Raw genomic sequence first — 18,169 nt, 5'->3', positions numbered from 1 at the left:
ACATGCACACCGAAAGCCCTGCGTTCACACTCGACGCCGCGCGCTCACACGCATGGGGCAGGATCGGCAGGTATGGATCAGCTATGGGCCAACCGGGCGGCCAGCTGCGAAGCCGCTGTCACACAACGGCACCTGAAGCGGCTGTGGGGTCTACCCGCCACACAGCTCGGGGTGGTGGCCTGGCCGGCGCAGCGCAAAGACCGGCTGTTCGGGACCTGGCACTACTGGTGGCAGGCGCATCTGCTGGACTGCCTCATCGACGCCCAGCAGCGTGATCCCCAGCCCCACCGGCACACCGAGATCAACCGGCAGGTCCGTTCGCACCGGCTGCGCAACAACTTCTCGTGGATCAACAACTACTACGACGACATGGCCTGGCTGGCGCTGGCGCTCGAACGTGCCGCGCGCATCGCCGGCGTCGAGCGCCGAAAAGCGTTGCCCAAGCTGGCGAACCAATTCCTGACGGCGTGGTCGCCCGAGGACGGCGGCGGCATCCCCTGGCGCAAGCAGGACAAGTTCTTCAACGCCCCCGCCAACGGCCCCGCGGGGATCTTCCTCGCCCGGTACGGCGATCACCTGAAACGTGCCGAGCAGATGGCGAATTGGATCGAGGCGACGCTCATCGACCCCGAGACGCACCTGGTGTTCGACGGCATCAAGGCGGGGTCGCTGGTGCGCGCGCAGTACACGTACTGCCAGGGCGTGGTGCTGGGGCTCGAGACCGAGCTGGCCGCCCGCGCCGGGGTGGAGGTGAGGGCCCGGCACGCCGCGCGGGTGCATCGGCTGGTCGCGGCGGTGCGCGAGCACATGGCCCCGGCGGGCGTGCTGGTCGGCACCGGCGGCGGCGACGGCGGCCTGTTCGCCGGTGTGACCGCCCGCTACCTGGCGCTGGTGGCGACCACGCTGCCGGGGGATTCGCCGGAGGACGCGATGGCCCGCGACACCGCCCGCCAGATCGTGCTGGCCAGCGGGAAGTCGGCGTGGGACTACCGCCAGACGGTGGACGGGCTGCCGGTGTTCGGCCCGTTCTGGGATCGCGACGCCCAGGTGCCCACCGCGGACGGCAAAGAGGCGGAGTTCGTCGAGGGCGCGGTGATGGCCTCCGAGGTCGCCGAGCGGGACCTGTCGGTGCAGCTGTCGGGGTGGATGCTCATGGAGGCCGCCTGTAACGTCTCCGCCGAATCGTCGCACGAGGACAGGAGCGCCCTGTGAAGAAAGTCCACCCCGACGCGGAGTCGGCGCTGCACGGCCTGCTGAAGGACGGCATCACCATCGCCGCCGGCGGCTTCGGCCTGTGCGGCATCCCGGAGAAGCTGATCCGGGCCCTGGTGGACAGCGGCATCAAGGATCTCACCATCGTCGGAAACAACGCCGGCGTAGACGATTTCGGCATGGGCCTGCTGCTCAAGGGCAGGCAGGTGAAGAAGGTGATCGCCTCCTATGTGGGGGAGAACAAGGAGTTCGAGCGGCAGGTGCTGGCCGGCGAGCTCGACCTCGCGCTCACGCCCCAGGGCACGCTGGCGGAGAAGCTGCGGGCCGGCGGCGCCGGCATACCCGGGTTCTACACGCGCACGGCCTACGGCACCAATCTCGCCGAGGGCAAGGACACCCGGGTCTTCGACGGTACGGAATACGTTCTGGAAGAAGGCATCCGGGCGGACGTGGCGCTCGTCAAGGCGTGGAAGGGCGACACGGCGGGCAACCTCGTCTACCGCAAGACGGCGCGCAACTTCAACCCCATGATCGCCACCTGCGCGGCGGTCACGGTGGCCGAGGTCGAGGAGCTGGTCGAGGTCGGCGAGCTGGATCCGGACCTGATCCACACCCCCGGCATCTACGTGGACCGCATCATCGAGGGCACCGGCTACGAGAAGCGCATCGAGTTCCGCACCACCAGCGGCGGCGCAGCGCTGAAGAACGACAGCCCTATTCGCGAGCTCATGGCCCAGCGCGCGGCCCGCGAATTGCGCGACGGCTACTACGTGAACCTGGGCATCGGCATCCCGACGTTGGTGGCCAACTTCATTCCCGACGACATCAACGTCACGCTGCAGTCGGAGAACGGCTTGCTCGGCATCGGGGCCTACCCGAGCGAGGACAGCGTGGACCCCGATCTCATCAACGCCGGCAAGCAGACCATCACGAGCCTGCCCGGCTCCAGCTTTTTCAGCAGCGCCGACTCCTTCGCGATGATCCGCGGCGGCCACATCGACCTGTCGATCCTGGGCGCGCTCGAGGTGGCCGAGAACGGCGACCTGGCCAACTGGATGGTGCCCGGCAAGATGGTCAAAGGGCCCGGCGGCGCAATGGATCTCGTGTCGGGTGTCAAGCGGGTGATCGTCGTCATGGACCACACCGCGAAAGACGGCAGCCCGAAAATCCTCAAGCAATGCACGTTGCCGCTGACCGGCAAGGGCGTCGTCGACATGATCATCACCAACCTGTGCGTCTTCGACGTCGAGCCGGGGCAGGGGCTGGTGCTCACGGAACTGCATCCCGGGGTGACGGTCGAGGACGTCCGCGCCAAGACCGGCTGCGATTTCACCGTCGCGGTCTGAGCCGCGCGCGGGCCGCTACTCGGAGGCCGGCAGCTTCTCGGGTTCCCTGTCGGCGGTCTCCGTCACGCGGCGGCGGCCCCGATAGCCGCGCCAGGCAGCGATGAACGCCGGGATCATCGACACGAACAGGATGGCGAGGATGATCTTTTCCAGGTTGTGGTGCACGAACGGCACGTTGCCCAAGAAGTAGCCCGCGAGGGTCGCGCCGCCGCCCCAGGCGATGCCGCCGACGATGTCGAACCCCAAGAACAGCGGATAGCGCATGTAGGACACCCCGGCGATCACCGGGACGAACGTCCGCACGAACGGCGCGAACCGGGCCAGGATGATCGCCCAGGGCCCGTACTTCTCGAAGAACGCGTGTGACTCGGTCACGTAGTGCTTCTTGAAGAACCGCGAGTCTTCCTTCTTGAACAGCGCGGGCCCGATCCGCCGCCCGATGAAATATCCGGTCTGATCGCCCAGGACCGCGACCGTGGCGACGCACGGCGCCAGCACCCAGATGCTGACCGGTGGGTGCGGATGCGCGGCCAGCAGACCGCCGGTGAACAGCAGCGACTCGCCGGGCAGCAACGGAAACAGCAGCCCGGTCTCGATGAAGACGATGACCAGGATCCCGGGCAGCACCGCCGACCCGAAGACGCCGTCGGCGCCCAACCAATACATCGGGTCGAGGATGGCGGGCAGGGCCGTCACGGCGGTACTCATGATCCATCAACATACCGGCCCGCGGTGAGCCGCCCGCCGACCTGGACGATACTGGGTGGACCCGGCCGCAGAAGGGGCAGAAGGGAGTTGCCATGCCCATCGCCACGCCCGAGGTCTACGCCGAGATGCTGCGCCGCGCCAAGGAGCACTCGTACGCCTTCCCCGCGATCAACTGCACCTCGTCGGAGACGGTGAACGCCGCCCTCAAGGGCTTCGCCGATGCCGGCAGCGACGGAATCATCCAATTCTCCACCGGCGGAGCCGAATTCGCGTCCGGCCTCGGAATCAAGGACATGGTCGCCGGGGCGGTGGCGCTGGCCGAGTTCACCCGATCCATCGCGGCCAGGTACCCGATCAACGTCGCGCTCCACACCGACCATTGCCCCCAGGACAAGCTCGACACCTACGTCCGCCCGCTGCTGTCGATCTCGGCCGAGCGGGTCAGCAGGGGCGGCGAGCCGTTGTTCGGATCACACATGTGGGACGGGTCGGCGGTGCCGATCGACGAGAACCTGGCGATCGCCCGGGAACTGCTCACCGAGGCGTCGGCCGCCAAGATCATCCTCGAGATCGAGATCGGCGTGGTGGGCGGGGAAGAGGACGGCGTCGCCAACGAGATCAACGACAAGCTCTACACCACGCCGGAGGACTTCGAGAAGACCATCGACGCGCTGGGCCACGGCGAGCACGGCAAGTATCTGCTGGCCGCCACGTTCGGCAACGTGCACGGCGTGTACAAGCCCGGCAACGTCAAACTGCGCCCCGACATCCTGGCCCATGGCCAGAAGGTGGCGGCGGCCAAGCTCGGGTTGCCCGACGACACGAAACCGTTCGACTTCGTCTTTCACGGCGGCTCCGGATCCGAGAAGTCGGAGATCGAGGAGGCCCTGCGTTACGGCGTGGTGAAGATGAACGTCGACACCGACACGCAGTACGCGTTCACCCGCCCGATCGCCGGCCACATGTTCACCAACTACGACGGCGTGCTGAAGGTCGACGGCGACGTCGGGGCCAAGAAGGCCTACGACCCCCGCAGCTACCTCAAGAAGGCCGAGGCGTCGATGTCCGAGCGGGTGGTCCAGGCGTGCACGGACCTGCACTGCGCCGGAACGTCGATCGCCTGACCCCGTCGAGCGTCGACTTCTGCGGCTGAATCCGCCCCATTTCGCGCAACAACTCCACGTTCGGCGGGCAGGGGCGGGCTAGCGGGTCAGCCGCTGGCGGACTGGCAGATCTTCCACTGGTCGTCGCGGTACTGCAGGTCCAGGCTGCGGGTGGAGCGCACCTGCGGGTCGTAGGCCATGAACGTGGTGACGTTGGCCTCGGCGTGCTGGCCGTTGACGACGACCTGGTCGATGCTGGCGATCACCGGATACTGCTTGGCCGCCGAGACCCGCCGGTACGTTTCGTCCCAGGAACGTTCGTCGTAATCGGCGTAGCCGTCGCGGGTGGTGCCGCAGGTGATGGTGCGCAGCGTGGTCAGGTCGCCCCGCTGAATCGCGACGTCGAAGTTGCCGATGGTGTGCCGGACCTGGTCTTCCTGCGAGACGCCGGTGTGTTTGCCCCGGGTGAGCAGCACCGTGCCCAGGATCGCGATCGCCGCGAGCGCCAGCACGATCACGACGATCGCCAGTATCCACCCCCAGTTGAATTGCCTGGAGGTGCGCAGCTTCCCGCCGAGCCGGGGTGGGATCGATTGCGGGACAGCGGCTTTGGGCGGGGCCCCGAACTGCGCGGTCCCGTCCTGTCCCGGCGTGGCGAAGACCTCGGTGGCGGGCTCCGGGGTGGTGGAGATGATGGTGGTCTCTTTCGCGTCAAACCCCGGGGCGGTGAAGCGACGCTCGCGCTGCGGTGCCTCCGGCACTTCCTGGGGACCGCTGCGCGGATCGGGTTTGTTGATCACCACGGTCTCGGTCTCGGCGTCGTTGGGGACCATGGGCACGCTCTCGGTGGCGTCGTCACCGGTCTCGAAGCCGGCTTCGGGGCCGGATTCGGCCCCCCACTCGTCGCTCGGATCGTTGCGAGACTCGCGTGGATCGAACCCGGGCCGGTTCGGCGGGCCGCCGCGGTCGGGCTCGGATGGGTTGGGCATAAGTACTACTGTCCTCCCGCTGTCGAGTGGGGTAGTTGCAGAGCTTAGCGACCGAGACCCCGGCCCGGGGCGATGGCCGAGGTGCGTCCTGCGGGCAAAACGGGCGAGCTGCAGAATAGAGCCATGACGCCGATGAAGGATCTGCTAGGGCCCGACCCGATCCTGCTGCCCGGGGACCCCGACACCGAGGCGGAGCTGCTGGCCGGCGAGAAGCCGGGCATCGTCGCCGCCGCGCATCCGACGGCGTCGCTGGCCTGGGCGGCGCTGGCCGAGCAGGCGCTGGCCGACGACCAGGCGATCACCGCGTACGCGTACGCCCGCACCGGCTATCACCGCGGCCTGGACCAGCTGCGGCGGAACGGCTGGAAGGGTTTTGGCCCCGTCCCGTATTCGCACGAGCCCAACCGCGGCTTCCTGCGCTGTGTGGCCGCGCTGGCGCGCGCCGCCGACACGATCGGCGAAACCGACGAGTACGCACGGTGCCTGGACCTGCTCGACGACTGCGACCCCGAGGCGCGCAAAGCGCTTGGGCTGTAACGCCTTAAAAGCTTTCCGAGCAATCGGTGTCGTCGGGGCAGTCGATCTGAACGGTGGCGTGTTCCAGCCCGCGGGCCGATAGCACCGCCCGCGCGTCATGCAGGACCCGGGCGGGGTCCCCGGTGCTGGTCAGGTGCGCCGTGCACATGTCTTTGCCCGGCGACAGCGTCCACACGTGCAGGTCGTGCACCCCGGTCACGCCGTCGACGGCGCCGAGGGCGCTGCGCAGCTCCTCGACGTCGATGTGGGTCGGTGACGATTCGGAAAGGATCCGCAGCGCGTCGCGTGCGAGCGCGATCGCCCGGGGCAGCACCCAGAGCGCGACGAGCACGGCAACCACCACGTCGGCGTAGGGCCAGTGCGTCGTCACGGTGACCATGCCTGCATCAGCACGCCCAGGCTGCCGACGGTGTCGGCGACGACCTCCATGTAGGCGCCCTTGACGGCCAGGCTCCCCGACGAGTGGGACCGCAGCAGCAGCGCGACGGCGAAGTTGGCGGCCAGCCCGGCCAGCGCGACGACGATCATCGGCACGCCCGGGACGGCGGGCGCCTCGCTGAGCCGCCGGACGGCCTCGTAGAGGATGAACGCCGCCACCCCGATCAGCAGGCCCGCGTTCGCGACGGCGGTGAATACCTCGGCGCGATGCCAGCCATACGTGCGGGCCGGCGACGAGCTGCCGCGGCGGGCCAGCGTGACGGCGGCCAGCCCCATGAACACGGCGACCACGTCGGTCAGCATGTGGCCGGCGTCGGCCAGCAGCGCGATCGAGTTGATCAGCAGCGAGGTCGCCAGTTCCACGACGAAGAACGCCGCCAGGATCGCCGCGGCGGTGACCATGCGCGGGATCAGCCGAGCGTCGTCCGTCTCGGCCGGGGTGTGATTGTGGCCGGCGCCCATGTCCGGAAATATATGCGTGACGACGCATATATGGCAAGGGTCAGAACCAGCGGCTCCAGAAGCGGGTCAGCCCGTTGCCCCAGCTCACCAGCACGTCCGGCACGCCGGACAGGTCGAACAGCGACAACACGATCCCGAAGAACCAGTGGTTGAGCACCGGCGCCAGGAGCAGGAACAGCAGGATGACGAAGCCCCATTGCTTGGCCGGGGCCAGTGCGCGCTGCGTCTCGGGGTTCAGGTGCGGTTCCAGGGCGTCGTAGCCGTCCAGCCCGGGGATGGGCAGCAGGTTCAGCACGACGGCGGTGAGCTGAAGGAATCCCAGGAACGCCACCGCGGCCCACAGCACCACGTGCGTCGGGTCGAAGAACAACCGGATCAGCGCCAGCAACAGCGCCGCCAGCACCAGGTTGGCCGCCGGCCCGGCCAGGCTGACCAGCGTGCGACGGGCCGGCGTCATGAACCACGTCCGCACGTAGACCGCCGCCCCGGGCAGGCCGATCCCGCCCAGCGCGACGATCACCAACGGCAGCACGAGCGACAGCGCCGGATGGGCGTAGCGGCGGGGATCCAGCGTCAGGTACCCGCGCACGGCCGCGTCGTGGTCGCCGAACCGCCAGGCGGTGACCGCGTGCCCGAACTCGTGCAGGCACAGCGACACCAGCCAGCCGGCGATCACGAAGATGAACACCCCGACATAGGCGAGCGGCCGCGCGCTGTAGCCGGCCTGCCAGGCCAGTCCACCACCGACCGCCGTCAACCCGAGCAGGGCCAAAAAGATCGGGCTGGGCCGGACCGATTCGCGTTGGGGCGAGGGGAAGCTCACCGCACGAAACTATCGGACCAGCAGCCAGCCCTCGATGTTGCGGTAGAACGCCGAGCGGCGGCCGGGCCGGGGGGCGGGGACGCCGTCGCGCAGCACGACGACGCCCGTGCTGCCGAGCTGGGCCGCGCGGCCGGTGACCCACCGGCGCCAGCGCCCCTGGAGCGAGGCCCGCAGGCCGGGCATGGCCAGCGTCGGCTCGACGAGCACGCCGGCGGCGTCGCCGTCGAACAACGTGGTGTCGTCGACGACCGCCTCGCCGTGGATCACCCGCTCGCCGTCCGGCGGCACCCAGGCGGCGCGCCCGACGACCACCGAGCCGGTCTCGTCGCGGATCAGCGTCACCCGTTGCGCGGAACCGCGGACGGCCCGGCGCGCCGCCCGGCGCGCAGCGGGCAGGCGATAGATCCGGGTCGCCCGGGTGCGCCGCCGCGGCACGTAGGCCACCTCGACGTCGAGCCGCTCCGCGCGCAGCAGCCGGGTCAGCACCGCCGCCAGGTCGGCGTCGGCGCCCACCACGACCAGGCGCGGGAAGGGGCCTATCGCGGCGTCGAGGTCGGGTTCGCCGGCGATGCGGTGGGCGCGCAACCCCCGCAACGGGCCGTAGGTCCGCCCGTGCGTGAACACCAGGACCGCGGCGGCCGGATCGTCTTGTGTCACAAGCTATCCAATCAAGCTGATCCAATCTGTTTGACTTCCAACGACTCTGGCTCGATCAATGGGCCATAACGACACAGTCACAACATGGTGTCGGACTGCGAAAGTTGTTGCGGCGCCGCCTGGAAACACCCGGATACTTTACTCCTGCCACAGGGCCTACGTTGTGCGGAATCCCGCCAACGAGTGGCTGAGAGAACGGAGAACGACCATTCGCCGCCTCACCCCCATTTTCTCCGCCGTGCGGCCCGCGCCGCTCGGGTACGGCGCCGGCCCCGCCCGCCTCCGTTGCTGACGACGCACCTCGGTCGCCTTGGCGCCGTGCTGCTTTCGGCCGTCCTGCTGTGCCTCGCATCGGCGCGGGCGTCGGCCGACGAGTCGATCGTGATCGATTTGGTGCGCCACGGGCAGTCGGTGGCCAACGCCGCGAGGGTGATCGATACGGCGGTGCCCGGGGCCGCGCTCACCGCGCTTGGCCAACAACAGGCGCAGGACGTCGCCAATGTGCTCGCGGCGAAGGGCCCGGTCGCCGCGATCTTCGCGTCGCAGTTGATCAGGACGCAGCAGACCGCGGCGCCGTTGGCGGCGGCGTTGGGGATGAATGTGCAGGTGCTGCCCGGGCTCAACGAGATCGACGCGGGCATCTTCAACGGGATGCCGCAGTTCAGCCTGGCGGGGCTGGCGTACCTGCTGGCACCGGTCGCGTGGTTGCTCGGGCTGCGCGTCGTGCCGATGCTCGCGCCGGGCTCGGCCGACCCCAACGGGTACGAGTTCCACAGGCGTTTCAGCGGCGCGCTCCAGACGATGTCCGGCAACGCGGCGACGACCGCGAGCGGCTTCAACGACATGCTCGCAAGGATGTACGGCAGCGCGTTGGCCAACCCGGTCCGCGCGTCCGACGGCAGGATCAGAGAGGTCGCGTTCTCCAGCGAATTCGACATCGGCATCGGGACGATGACGACCGTCACAAACCCCGAACAGTTGCTCCTGCTTTTCGACCCGCTGCCCAACACCGGCATCGTCGAGATCCAGGGCAATCCCCACGATGGCTGGACGCTGGTCAGCTGGAACGGGAAACCGGCGTGGCCCGGTTGGGCGGCCAAGCGATACGACCGTGACGCCAACGGCCTGTGCCTGATGCTGGACGCGCCGTCGCGCAACGGCGTGTGCGCGGCGAAGCCGCCGGTGGCGGCAAGCCCCTGAGCACCATGCGAGGCCCGACGTCTAGGATCGCCACGTGAGCGCGGCAAGCAAAGACGCGTGCAGCTACGCGCACGGTCACGACGCGGCCAACCGAGGCGCCGTCACCCGACGGCAGTGCGAGCCATCGGGCGATGTCGAAAACCGTTGCAGAGGTGCAAGATCTGGCGTTCTGCCAGCAGAACCACAGTAGGCAGGCGGGAGCAAACTCATGCCGGCAATCGTCCTGATCGGCGCCCAGTGGGGCGACGAGGGCAAAGGTAAGGCCACCGACCTGCTGGGTGGGCGGGTGCAGTGGGTGGTGCGCTACCAGGGTGGCAACAACGCCGGGCACACGGTCGTCTTGCCGACGGGGGAGAACTTCGCCCTGCACCTGATCCCGTCGGGCGTGCTCACGCCCGGCGTCACCAACGTCATCGGCAACGGTGTGGTGATCGACCCCGGCGTGCTGCTCGACGAGCTCAAAGGCCTCGAAGACCGCGGTGTCGACACCTCGAGGCTGCTGATCTCCGCCGACGCGCACCTGCTGTTGCCCTACCACGTGGCCATCGACAAGGTCACCGAGCGCTACATGGGCAACAAGAAGATCGGCACCACCGGCCGCGGCATCGGGCCCTGCTACCAGGACAAGATCGCCCGGATCGGAATCCGCGTCGCGGACGTGCTCGACCGGGAGGTGTTGACCCACAAGGTCGAGGCCGCGCTGGAGCTGAAGAACCAGATCTTGGTCAAGATCTACAACCGCAAGGCGCTCGACCCGCACCAGGTGGTCGAGGCCCTGCTCGAGCAGGCGGAGGGTTTCGCGCACCGCATCGCGGATACCCGGCTGTTGCTCAACACCGCGCTGGAGTCCGGCGAAACCGTGTTGCTGGAGGGTTCGCAGGGCACCCTGCTCGACGTCGACCACGGCACGTATCCCTATGTGACGTCGTCGAATCCGACGGCGGGCGGGGCGGCGGTGGGTTCGGGGATCGGGCCGACGCGGATCACCGCGGTGCTGGGCATCCTCAAGGCCTACACCACCCGCGTGGGCTCCGGCCCGTTCCCCACCGAGTTGTTCGACGAGAACGGCGAATACCTGTCCAAGACCGGGGGCGAATTCGGCGTCACCACCGGGCGGCGCCGGCGGTGCGGCTGGTTCGACGCCGTCATCGCCCGCTATGCCACCCGGGTCAACGGCATCACCGACTACTTCCTGACCAAGCTCGACGTGCTGTCCAGCCTGGAAACCGTTCCCGTGTGCGTCGGCTACCAGATCGACGGGGCACGCATCCACGAGATGCCGATGACCCAAAGCGATTTGCACCGCGCCGAGCCGATCTACGAGGAGCTGCCCGGCTGGTGGGAGGACATCTCGCACGCCCGCGAGTTCGACGACCTGCCCGCCAAGGCCCGCGACTACGTGCTTCGGCTCGAAGAGCTTGCGGGAGCCCATGTTTCGTGCATCGGTGTGGGACCCGGGCGCGAACAGACCATCGTGCGCCGCGACGTCCTGGCGGCCCGCGCGTGACGGACCCGGAACCGAACCCGATCGACCTCGATCCCGAATACGAACACCACGGCGGCTTCCCGGAGTACGGGCCCGCCAGCCCCGGACCCGGCTTCGCCCGGTTCGTCGCCTCGATGCGCCGGCTGCAGGACCTCGCCGTGTCGGCCGACCCGGGCGACGACGTCTGGGACGACGCCGCCGACCGGGTCGCGGCGCTGACCGAGCTGCTGGGGCCGTTTCAGGCCGAGGCCGAGGGCCAGGCGCCCGCGGGCCGCACCCCCGACCTGCCGGGCATGGGCAGCCTGCTGCTGCCGCCGTGGGTGCTGACGCGGTACGACCCCGAGGGCGTCGAAATGACCGGCCACTTCAGCCGCTTCCACGTCGGCGGCAACCACGCGGTGCACGGCGGCGTGCTGCCGCTGCTGTTCGACCACATGTTCGGCATGATCTCCCACGCCGCCAACCGGCCCATCAGCCGCACGGCCTTCCTGCACGTCGACTACCGCAAGGTCACCCCGATCGACGTGCCGCTGCTGGTGCGTGGCCGGGTCACCGGCACCGAGGGCCGCAAGGCGTTCGTCTCCGCCGAATTGGTCGACGAGGAGCAGACCGTGCTGGCCGAGGGCAACGGCCTGATGGTGCGGCTGCTTCCCGGTCAGCCCTAGCACTCGCCGAACCGACCTATCCTTGAGCCGTGACTGACGGCGTGACGGACGGACGCGACGACGAGACGACGGCGCTCGTCGTGCCCCCACCGGCCCCCGCCGACGCGCGCCCGACGGTGCTGCTGCTGGGTTCCGGCGAGATCAGCCGGGAGCTGGCGATCGCCCTGGGACGCCTCGGGGCCCGGGTGATCGCCGCCGACCGGTACCCCCACGCGCCCGCGCACGGGGTCGCCGACCAGGCGCTGGTGCTCGACATGACCGACGCCGACGAGCTGGCGCAGGCGATCGGGCGGCTGCAACCCACCCTCGTCGTCACCACCACCGACGCGGTCGCCACCGGGGCCCTCGACGCCCTCGACGGCGAGCTGGTGCCCAGCGCCCGCGCCGTGCGGCTCACCGCCGACCGCGAAGGGCTGCGCCGGCTGGCCGCCGACGAGCTGGGGCTGCCCACCGCGCCGTTCTGGTTCGTCGGATCGCTGGGCGAACTCGAGGCGGTCGGCGCGCACGCCGGGTACCCGCTGCTGGTCAAGCCGGTGGCCGGGCCGACCGGGCAGCGGCAGTCGGTGGTGGCGCGCCGCGAGGACATCGAACCCGCCTGGCGCCGCGCGGTGGGCGACCAGTCCTCCGCCCGGGTGCTGGCCGAAACCGTGGTCGAGGTCGAGTTCTACGTGACCCTGCTGGCGGTGCGCAGCGAGGGCCCGTCGGGGCCGGCGATCGAATTCTGCTCACCCATCGGGCATCGCGCGTCCGACGGGCAGGTGCTGGAATCGTGGCAGCCGCAGAAGATGAGCGCGGCCGCGACGGATGCCGCGAGGTCGATCGCCGCGCGGATCGTCAAGGCGCTGGGCGGGCGTGGCGTGTTCGGGGTCGAACTGATGGTCAACGGCGACGAGGTGTACTTCGCCGACGTCACGTCGCGCCCGGCCGACAGCGCCTGGGTGACCCTGCGCAGCCAGCGACTTTCGGCGTTCGAGCTGCAGGCCCGCACCATCCTGGGCCTGCCGGTGGACACCATGATGGTGTCGCCGGCCGCCGCCCGGGTGGCGGGCCCGGCCGGTCCCCATGACCCCGCCGCGTTGATCGGCGCGCTGAGCGTCCCGGAGAGCGACCTGCGCGTCTCCGGCAGCGGGTTCCGGGCGCTGGCGACCGCGCCGGAGGTGACGGCGGCCCGCGAACGCGCCGGCCAGGCCGCCGAACGGCTGACCGCCCCGGCGCCCCGCGGCTGAGCCCCGAGATGCGCGCGGCGCCGGTCTCGATACGATCGCAGGTCAGGTAGCGCCGCGCGGGGGCAATCTCGCCGGGGTGGCTGACGATGCGTACGAAGGACGAGGGAATACGAGCATGAGCACAGAGCGCGGACACTCCTACGCGGGCGACATCTCGCCCCTGGAGGCATGGAAACTGCTCAGCGACAATCCGAACGCCGTGCTGGTCGACGTGCGCACCGACGCCGAATGGCGATTCGTCGGGGTGCCCGATCTGTCCAGCCTCGGCCGCGAGGTGCTGTTCCTCGAATGGAATTCCTCCGACGGCAGGCCCAACGCGAATTTCGCCGACCAGCTGCGCGAGCAGGTGGCGCCGGCCGAAACCGGCGCGGATCGCCCGGTGCTGTTTTTGTGTCGCTCCGGAAACCGCTCCATCGGCGCCGCCGAGGTGGCGACCCAGCTGGGCATCACGCCGGCCTACAACATCCTGGACGGCTTCGAGGGCCAGCTGGACGCCAACGGTCATCGCGGCGAGTCGGGGTGGCGGGCGATCGGATTGCCTTGGAAGCAAGGTTGATCCGGGCATGACGCCCGCCGAACACGACTCGGTTCGCACTCCCGCACCGTTGCCCGAAGGCGTCAGCCAGGCGACCATCGGCGTGCGCGGTGGGCTGCTGCGCTCGGGGTTCGACGAGACCGCCGAGGCGCTGTACCTGACGTCGGGCTACGTCTACGAAACCGCGGCGGTCGCCGAGCAGTCGTTCACCGGCGAGGTTGACCGCTTCGTCTACTCGCGGTACGGCAACCCGACTGTGACGATGTTCGAGGAGCGGCTGCGCCTGCTCGAAGGGGCACCGGCGGCGTTTGCCACCGCGAGCGGCATGGCGGCGGTGTTCACGTCATTGGGCGCGCTGCTGGGCGCGGGGGACCGGTTGGTCGCGTCGCGCAGCCTGTTCGGCTCGTGTTTCGTGGTGTGCAACGAGATCCTGCCGCGCTGGGGTGTCGAGACCGTCTTCGTCGACGGCGACGACCTGTCCCAGTGGGAACAGGCGTTGACCGACCCCTCCAAGCCCACTCGAGCAGTGTTCTTCGAAACCCCGTCGAATCCGATGCAGTCGCTGGTGGACATCGCCGCGGTGACCGAGCTGGCCCACGCCGCGGGCGCAAAGGTGGTGCTGGACAACGTTTTCGCCACACCGCTGCTGCAGCAGGGCGTCCCGCTCGGCGTCGACGTGGTGGTGTACTCGGGCACCAAGCACATCGACGGCCAGGGCCGGGTGCTGGGCGGGGCCATCCTCGGCGACAAGGAGTACATCGACGGCCCGGTGCAGAAACTGATGCGGCACACCGGCCCGGCGATGAGCGCGTTCAATGCCTGGGTGTTGCTGAAAGGCCTTGAGACGATGGCCATCCGGGTCGAGCACAGCAATTCCTCGGCGTACCGGATCGCCGAATTCCTCGAGACCCATCCGGCGGTGAGCTGGGTGCGCTACCCCTATCTGTCCTCACACCCGCAATACGACCTGGCCAAGCGCCAGATGTCGGGCGGCGGAACGGTGATCACCTTCGCGCTCGAAGTGCCGGACAGCTCAAAAAACTCTGCCAAACAGCGGGCTTTCGAGGTGTTGGACAAGTTGACGCTGATCGACATCTCCAACAACCTCGGCGACGCCAAATCCCTTGTCACACATCCCGCGACCACCACTCACCGGGCGATGGGCCCGGAGGGCCGCGCGGCGATCGGGCTCGGCGACGGCGTGGTCCGCATCTCCGTCGGCCTGGAAGGCACCGACGACCTGATCGCCGACATCGATCGGGCCCTGAGCTAGCCGGCCGCCTTCTGCTCGGCCGTCTCGGCGCGCTCGGCGGCCGCGAGCGTGCCTTCGGCGGCCTGCTGCTCCACCCAGTTCACCAGCGGCCGGGCGTAGATCATCTGGCTGGTGATGGCCATCTGGCCGCGGGTGCGGCCCAGGAACGAGATCCCCCAGGCGAACATGGCGGCCAGCCGGTTCCGGTGGCCGATGAGGTAGTACAGGTGCAGCACCAGCCACGCCAGCCAGGCGAAGAACCCGGCGAATTCCACCTTGCCGACCTGCGCGACGGCACTGTAGCGGGAGATGAGCGCCATGCTGCCCTTGTTCACGTACCGGAAGGGCTTGCGGTCGGCGGGATTGTCCTCACCCTTGAGCGCGTGCTTGATGACGGTGGCGGCGTATTTCGCGCCTTGGATCGCGCCCTGCGCCATCCCGGGCACGCCGGGCACCGACATCAGGTCGCCGACGACGAACACATACGGGTGCCCCTTGACGGTGAGGTCGGGTTCGACGATCACCCTTCCGGCGCGGTCGGTTTCGGTTCCGTCGGACTGTTCGGCGAGCATCGCGCCCAGCGAGCTGGCCTGCACGCCGGCCGCCCACACCTTGCACGCGCATTCGATGCGGCGCTCGCCGCCGTCCTTCTCCTTGATCGTGATGCCCATGTAGTCGACCGCGGTCACCATCGCATTGAGCTGGACCTCGACGTCCATCTTCTCCAGCCGCCGCTGGGCCTTGAGGCCCAGCTTGGTGCCCATCGGCGGCAACACCGCGGGCGCCGCGTCGAGCAGGATGACGCGGCACTCGCTGGGGGTGATCGTCCGGAACGCGCCGGCCAGGGTGCGCTCGGCCAGCTGGACGATCTCGCCGGCCAGCTCGACGCCGGTGGGCCCGGCGCCGACCACCACGAAGGTCAGGCGGCGTTTGCGCTCGGCCGGGTCGGTGGCGACCTCGGCGGCCTCGAAGGCGCCGAGGATGCGGCCGCGCAACTCCAGGGCGTCGTCGATGCTCTTCATCCCGGGCGCGAAGGCGGCGTACTCGTCGTGGCCGAAGTAGGACTGCTGTGCGCCGGCGGCCACGATCAGGCTGTCGTAGGGCGTCACCGTCTCCATGCCCATCAGGTGCGATGTGACCGTCTTGGCGGTGAGGTCGATGGCGGAGACTTCGCCCCACAGCACCCGGACGTTGCGCTGCCGGCGCAGGATCAGTCTGGTGGTCGGCGCGATGTCGCCTTCGGACAGGATGCCCGTGGCCACCTGATACAGCAGCGGCTGGAAAAGGTGCGTGGTCGTCTTCGAGATCACGGTGACCTCGACTTCGGTGCCCTTGGGGGCGCGTTTGAGCGCCTTTGCCGCGGTCAACCCGCCGAAACCGCTTCCGATGATGACCACACGATGGCGCGACATGCCTCCACCGTACGACGCCGCACCCACGAAAGGCGAGGCCGGCGTGCGCGCGGATGCGCGGCGCGTCGGAGCCACCGGGCCGGCAGAAGGAGCCGCAGAGGCCGAAAATGCCTGCGGCCAAGCCGATCTCGACATCTCTACGGACGCCATAACCCGAAATGACGTGTGTGGTAACGGATCCCGGCCGGGCCGCGTCGCGGATCAGGGCATGCTGCGGCCCGGGCCGATCACCTTGTGGTCTTCGCTACGCGAAGCGTGATGTGAGTGAACGGGCCCCAATTGAGCTCGGGGCCCGTTCGGTTACCGCTATCCGGTGCAGGTCAAACCGGGTCCACAGTCGATTACGAGCGGAATCGTGCACGCCGAGGTCATTGGCGCTGCGAAAGCCAGCACCACAGCGACGACGATTTTGCTAGTACGACGTGACATTAGAACCCCCTACGTCTGGGAGACGACATTCTAAGGCCCGATGTCGGCGAGCTTACGTTGTCAATCGCTCGCAGATAAGCGATTTCGCGAATATTTCCGACCAATTCGTCAAACGGATGACCGACGAACCCAGCTCGGATCCATCCGCCTGGCCGCGAACGGAATTCAGCAAAATCCGGTGGCCCGGTGAATGGGAATTATCCTGCGCGGGGCCCATGTCGCGGCTATATTGGATCGCTATTTACCCGCCGCTCGGCGGCGCGGCTGCGCAAATTGGATATGAATTCAAATACGTCCCGAGCTCGCGCCGCCCGATGCGCGGCGAAACCGTCGGGATGGCAATTTGTTTCAGCGACGGGTGGGAGGGCATCGCGGCCGCTCAGAACGGCCACGCGCCGGCGTCGCTCTTGTACTTGGCGTTGAGGTCGCTGCAGAAGTCGGCGGCGGTGCCGGCGAGCAGGATGTAATAGGTCTCGCCGCGGCGGCTGTCGTAGGACGTCGGCGTTGTCCAGCCGTTGTTGCACATGGCGGTTTCGCCGCCCGCGGCGGTCCTTCGCCAATTGGTCTTCACGCAGCCCACCAGGCCGTCGAGGCTCGGCGTCGCGCTCTTGGCCGCGACCAGCATCGCGCCGCCCCACTGCCCGTCGGTGCGGCGATAGGCGCGCGCCCCGAATCCCGAATTGTCGGTCTGGCACGCCAACGCCCGGCGCAGCAGCGAGAAGGGCCCCGCGAGTTGCGGGTCGGCGGCTCCCGCCGCTGACGTGATGAACTGCGCCGCGTCCGAGCCGTCGACCTCCTGAACGACGTTAGGATTGCCAAAGCTGAAGAGCTGCTGGGCGATTCCCTGCGCCGCCGCGGAACCCCCGCCGATGATCGGCCCGCTGCCGCTGGACGCCATCGGGGGCAGCGCCGCGGCCGGATCGGCGCCCGCCGCGGGCAGGCCGGCGGCGGCTCCCAGGGCCAACAAGGCGATCGTGCCGCGGACGCGGCGTGCGGTGACTCCCATGCCCCTCATTCCAGCACGTGCGCGTAGTCGACGCGGCGGTCGTCGGCGATCAATCCGCCCAGCACGTGGCGGATCTGCAACGCGATGTATTCGTCGAGGGTGTAGGTCGGCCCGAAGTGCCAGTGCTTCAGCGCCCAGCCGTGGGCCAGCAGCATGATGTCGAACACGGCGAGGTCGACGTCGACCCCGCGGAAGACGCCCTGGGCGACGCCGGCCTCGATCACCGCGCGCAGCGGTGCGGCCGTGGCGATTTCGAGGTCCTTGATCTGGGTGCGGCCGGGCGCCCCGAGGGTTCGGCTCTCCCGGTAGGTCAGGACCACGCCGTCGAGGTTCTCGTCGACGATCTGGATGTAGCGTCGGACCCCCGCGGTCAGCTGGTCCACGACGTCGTCGCCGGCGGCGGCGATGACCGGCGCCAGCTGATCGCGGAACGCGTCGAGGATCCGCACGATCGTGGCGAGCAGCAGGTCTTCCTTGCCGCCGAAGTATTTGTAGAGCAGGCCGACGCTGACCTCGGCCTCGGTGGCCAGGTCCTGCATGGACATCTGGTGAAACCCGGTCCTGCCCATGACTTTGACCGCGGCATCGAGCACCTGGCGACGCCGCGAGCTGACGCGGGCGGCGCGCACCGCCTCCTCGGCGGGAAGGGCGCTGTAGTCGGCGACGTCGGTGGCCATCGGCTG

Annotated in this window: 17 protein-coding genes and 1 pseudogene; 10 read left to right on the top strand and 8 right to left on the bottom strand. The window is 69.0% G+C overall.

The window, feature by feature from the left end; all coding sequences use genetic code 11:
• The first annotated feature begins 72 nt into the window (after positions 1-72).
• Both K883_RS06505 and K883_RS28495 read left to right on the top strand, forming a co-directional pair.
• A complete protein-coding gene (locus K883_RS06505) occupies positions 73-1,212 on the top strand; it encodes a glycoside hydrolase family 76 protein (RefSeq protein WP_009957191.1) in 1,140 nt (379 codons plus the stop codon).
• Entirely contained in the window at positions 1,209-2,558 is a 1,350-nt protein-coding gene (locus K883_RS28495) for a 3-oxoacid CoA-transferase (protein ID WP_009957192.1), read from the top strand. The genes K883_RS06505 and K883_RS28495 overlap by 4 nt, the downstream gene beginning before the upstream one ends.
• Positions 2,559-2,573: 15 nt before the next feature.
• Here the strand turns inward: K883_RS28495 and K883_RS06495 are convergent, their stop codons facing one another.
• Positions 2,574-3,266, bottom strand: a complete 693-nt coding sequence (locus K883_RS06495; RefSeq protein ID WP_009957193.1) for a DedA family protein — start codon at positions 3,264-3,266, stop codon at positions 2,574-2,576.
• Between the two features lie 92 nt (positions 3,267-3,358).
• Here K883_RS06495 and fbaA point away from each other — a divergent pair, with 92 nt between their 5' ends.
• A complete protein-coding gene (fbaA, locus tag K883_RS06490; protein WP_014385926.1) occupies positions 3,359-4,390 on the top strand; it encodes a class II fructose-bisphosphate aldolase in 1,032 nt (343 codons plus the stop codon).
• Positions 4,391-4,476: 86 nt separating this feature from the next.
• Here the strand turns inward: fbaA and K883_RS06485 are convergent, their stop codons facing one another.
• On the bottom strand, positions 4,477-5,358 hold the full coding sequence (locus K883_RS06485) for an Rv0361 family membrane protein (RefSeq protein WP_009957195.1): 882 nt from the start codon (positions 5,356-5,358) through the stop codon (positions 4,477-4,479).
• Positions 5,359-5,481: 123 nt separating this feature from the next.
• Here K883_RS06485 and K883_RS06480 point away from each other — a divergent pair, with 123 nt between their 5' ends.
• Entirely contained in the window at positions 5,482-5,895 is a 414-nt protein-coding gene (locus K883_RS06480) for a DUF3151 domain-containing protein (protein WP_014381301.1), read from the top strand.
• Between the two features lie 4 nt (positions 5,896-5,899).
• Here K883_RS06480 and K883_RS06475 read toward each other — a convergent pair.
• From K883_RS06475 to K883_RS06465, 3 genes and pseudogenes are all read right to left on the bottom strand, one after another.
• Positions 5,900-6,795: pseudogene (locus tag K883_RS06475) on the bottom strand (cation diffusion facilitator family transporter).
• Positions 6,796-6,835: 40 nt separating this feature from the next.
• Positions 6,836-7,618 carry a site-2 protease family protein gene (locus tag K883_RS06470; protein WP_009957199.1) on the bottom strand — a complete coding sequence of 261 codons (783 nt, stop codon included), beginning with the start codon at positions 7,616-7,618 and terminating at the stop codon, positions 6,836-6,838.
• A 9-nt stretch (positions 7,619-7,627) separates the two neighbouring features.
• Positions 7,628-8,275 carry a hypothetical protein gene (locus K883_RS06465; RefSeq protein ID WP_014383409.1) on the bottom strand — a complete coding sequence of 216 codons (648 nt, stop codon included), beginning with the start codon at positions 8,273-8,275 and terminating at the stop codon, positions 7,628-7,630.
• 285 nt (positions 8,276-8,560) lie between these two features.
• Here K883_RS06465 and K883_RS06460 point away from each other — a divergent pair, with 285 nt between their 5' ends.
• The 6 genes from K883_RS06460 to K883_RS06435 all read left to right on the top strand — a co-directional run bounded on the left by K883_RS06460 (position 8,561) and on the right by K883_RS06435 (position 14,660).
• Complete coding sequence (locus K883_RS06460; protein ID WP_014385924.1) at positions 8,561-9,475, top strand: histidine phosphatase family protein; 915 nt, start codon at positions 8,561-8,563, stop codon at positions 9,473-9,475.
• Between the two features lie 208 nt (positions 9,476-9,683).
• Positions 9,684-10,982, top strand: coding sequence for an adenylosuccinate synthase (locus K883_RS06455; RefSeq protein WP_014385923.1), 1,299 nt, complete (start codon positions 9,684-9,686; stop codon positions 10,980-10,982).
• Positions 10,979-11,626, top strand: coding sequence for a PaaI family thioesterase (locus K883_RS06450; protein WP_009956038.1), 648 nt, complete (start codon positions 10,979-10,981; stop codon positions 11,624-11,626). The genes K883_RS06455 and K883_RS06450 overlap by 4 nt, the downstream gene beginning before the upstream one ends.
• 29 nt (positions 11,627-11,655) lie before the next feature.
• On the top strand, positions 11,656-12,852 hold the full coding sequence (gene purT / locus K883_RS06445) for a formate-dependent phosphoribosylglycinamide formyltransferase (RefSeq protein WP_036454054.1): 1,197 nt from the start codon (positions 11,656-11,658) through the stop codon (positions 12,850-12,852).
• 115 nt (positions 12,853-12,967) lie between these two features.
• Positions 12,968-13,408, top strand: coding sequence for a rhodanese-like domain-containing protein (locus K883_RS06440; RefSeq protein WP_036454053.1), 441 nt, complete (start codon positions 12,968-12,970; stop codon positions 13,406-13,408).
• Between the two features lie 7 nt (positions 13,409-13,415).
• A complete protein-coding gene (locus K883_RS06435) occupies positions 13,416-14,660 on the top strand; it encodes an O-succinylhomoserine sulfhydrylase (protein ID WP_036454051.1) in 1,245 nt (414 codons plus the stop codon).
• On the opposite strand, the gene K883_RS06430 is transcribed toward K883_RS06435, so the two are convergent.
• From K883_RS06430 to K883_RS06420, 3 genes are all read right to left on the bottom strand, one after another.
• Entirely contained in the window at positions 14,657-16,051 is a 1,395-nt protein-coding gene (locus tag K883_RS06430; RefSeq protein ID WP_009952488.1) for an NAD(P)/FAD-dependent oxidoreductase, read from the bottom strand. The genes K883_RS06435 and K883_RS06430 overlap by 4 nt on opposite strands.
• Before the next feature lie 808 nt (positions 16,052-16,859).
• On the bottom strand, positions 16,860-17,486 hold the full coding sequence (locus tag K883_RS06425; RefSeq protein WP_036454049.1) for a hypothetical protein: 627 nt from the start codon (positions 17,484-17,486) through the stop codon (positions 16,860-16,862).
• Between the two features lie 5 nt (positions 17,487-17,491).
• Positions 17,492-18,163 carry a TetR/AcrR family transcriptional regulator gene (locus K883_RS06420; protein ID WP_036454047.1) on the bottom strand — a complete coding sequence of 224 codons (672 nt, stop codon included), beginning with the start codon at positions 18,161-18,163 and terminating at the stop codon, positions 17,492-17,494.
• Between the last annotated feature and the right edge of the window lie 6 nt (positions 18,164-18,169).

The sequence above is a fragment of the Mycobacterium sp. TKK-01-0059 genome, assembly GCF_000709305.1.
Taxonomy (GTDB): Bacteria; Actinomycetota; Actinomycetes; order Mycobacteriales; family Mycobacteriaceae; genus Mycobacterium; species Mycobacterium intracellulare.
Note: the sequence above shows the minus strand (reverse complement) of the source record. Positions and strands in the feature narration are given on the sequence as shown.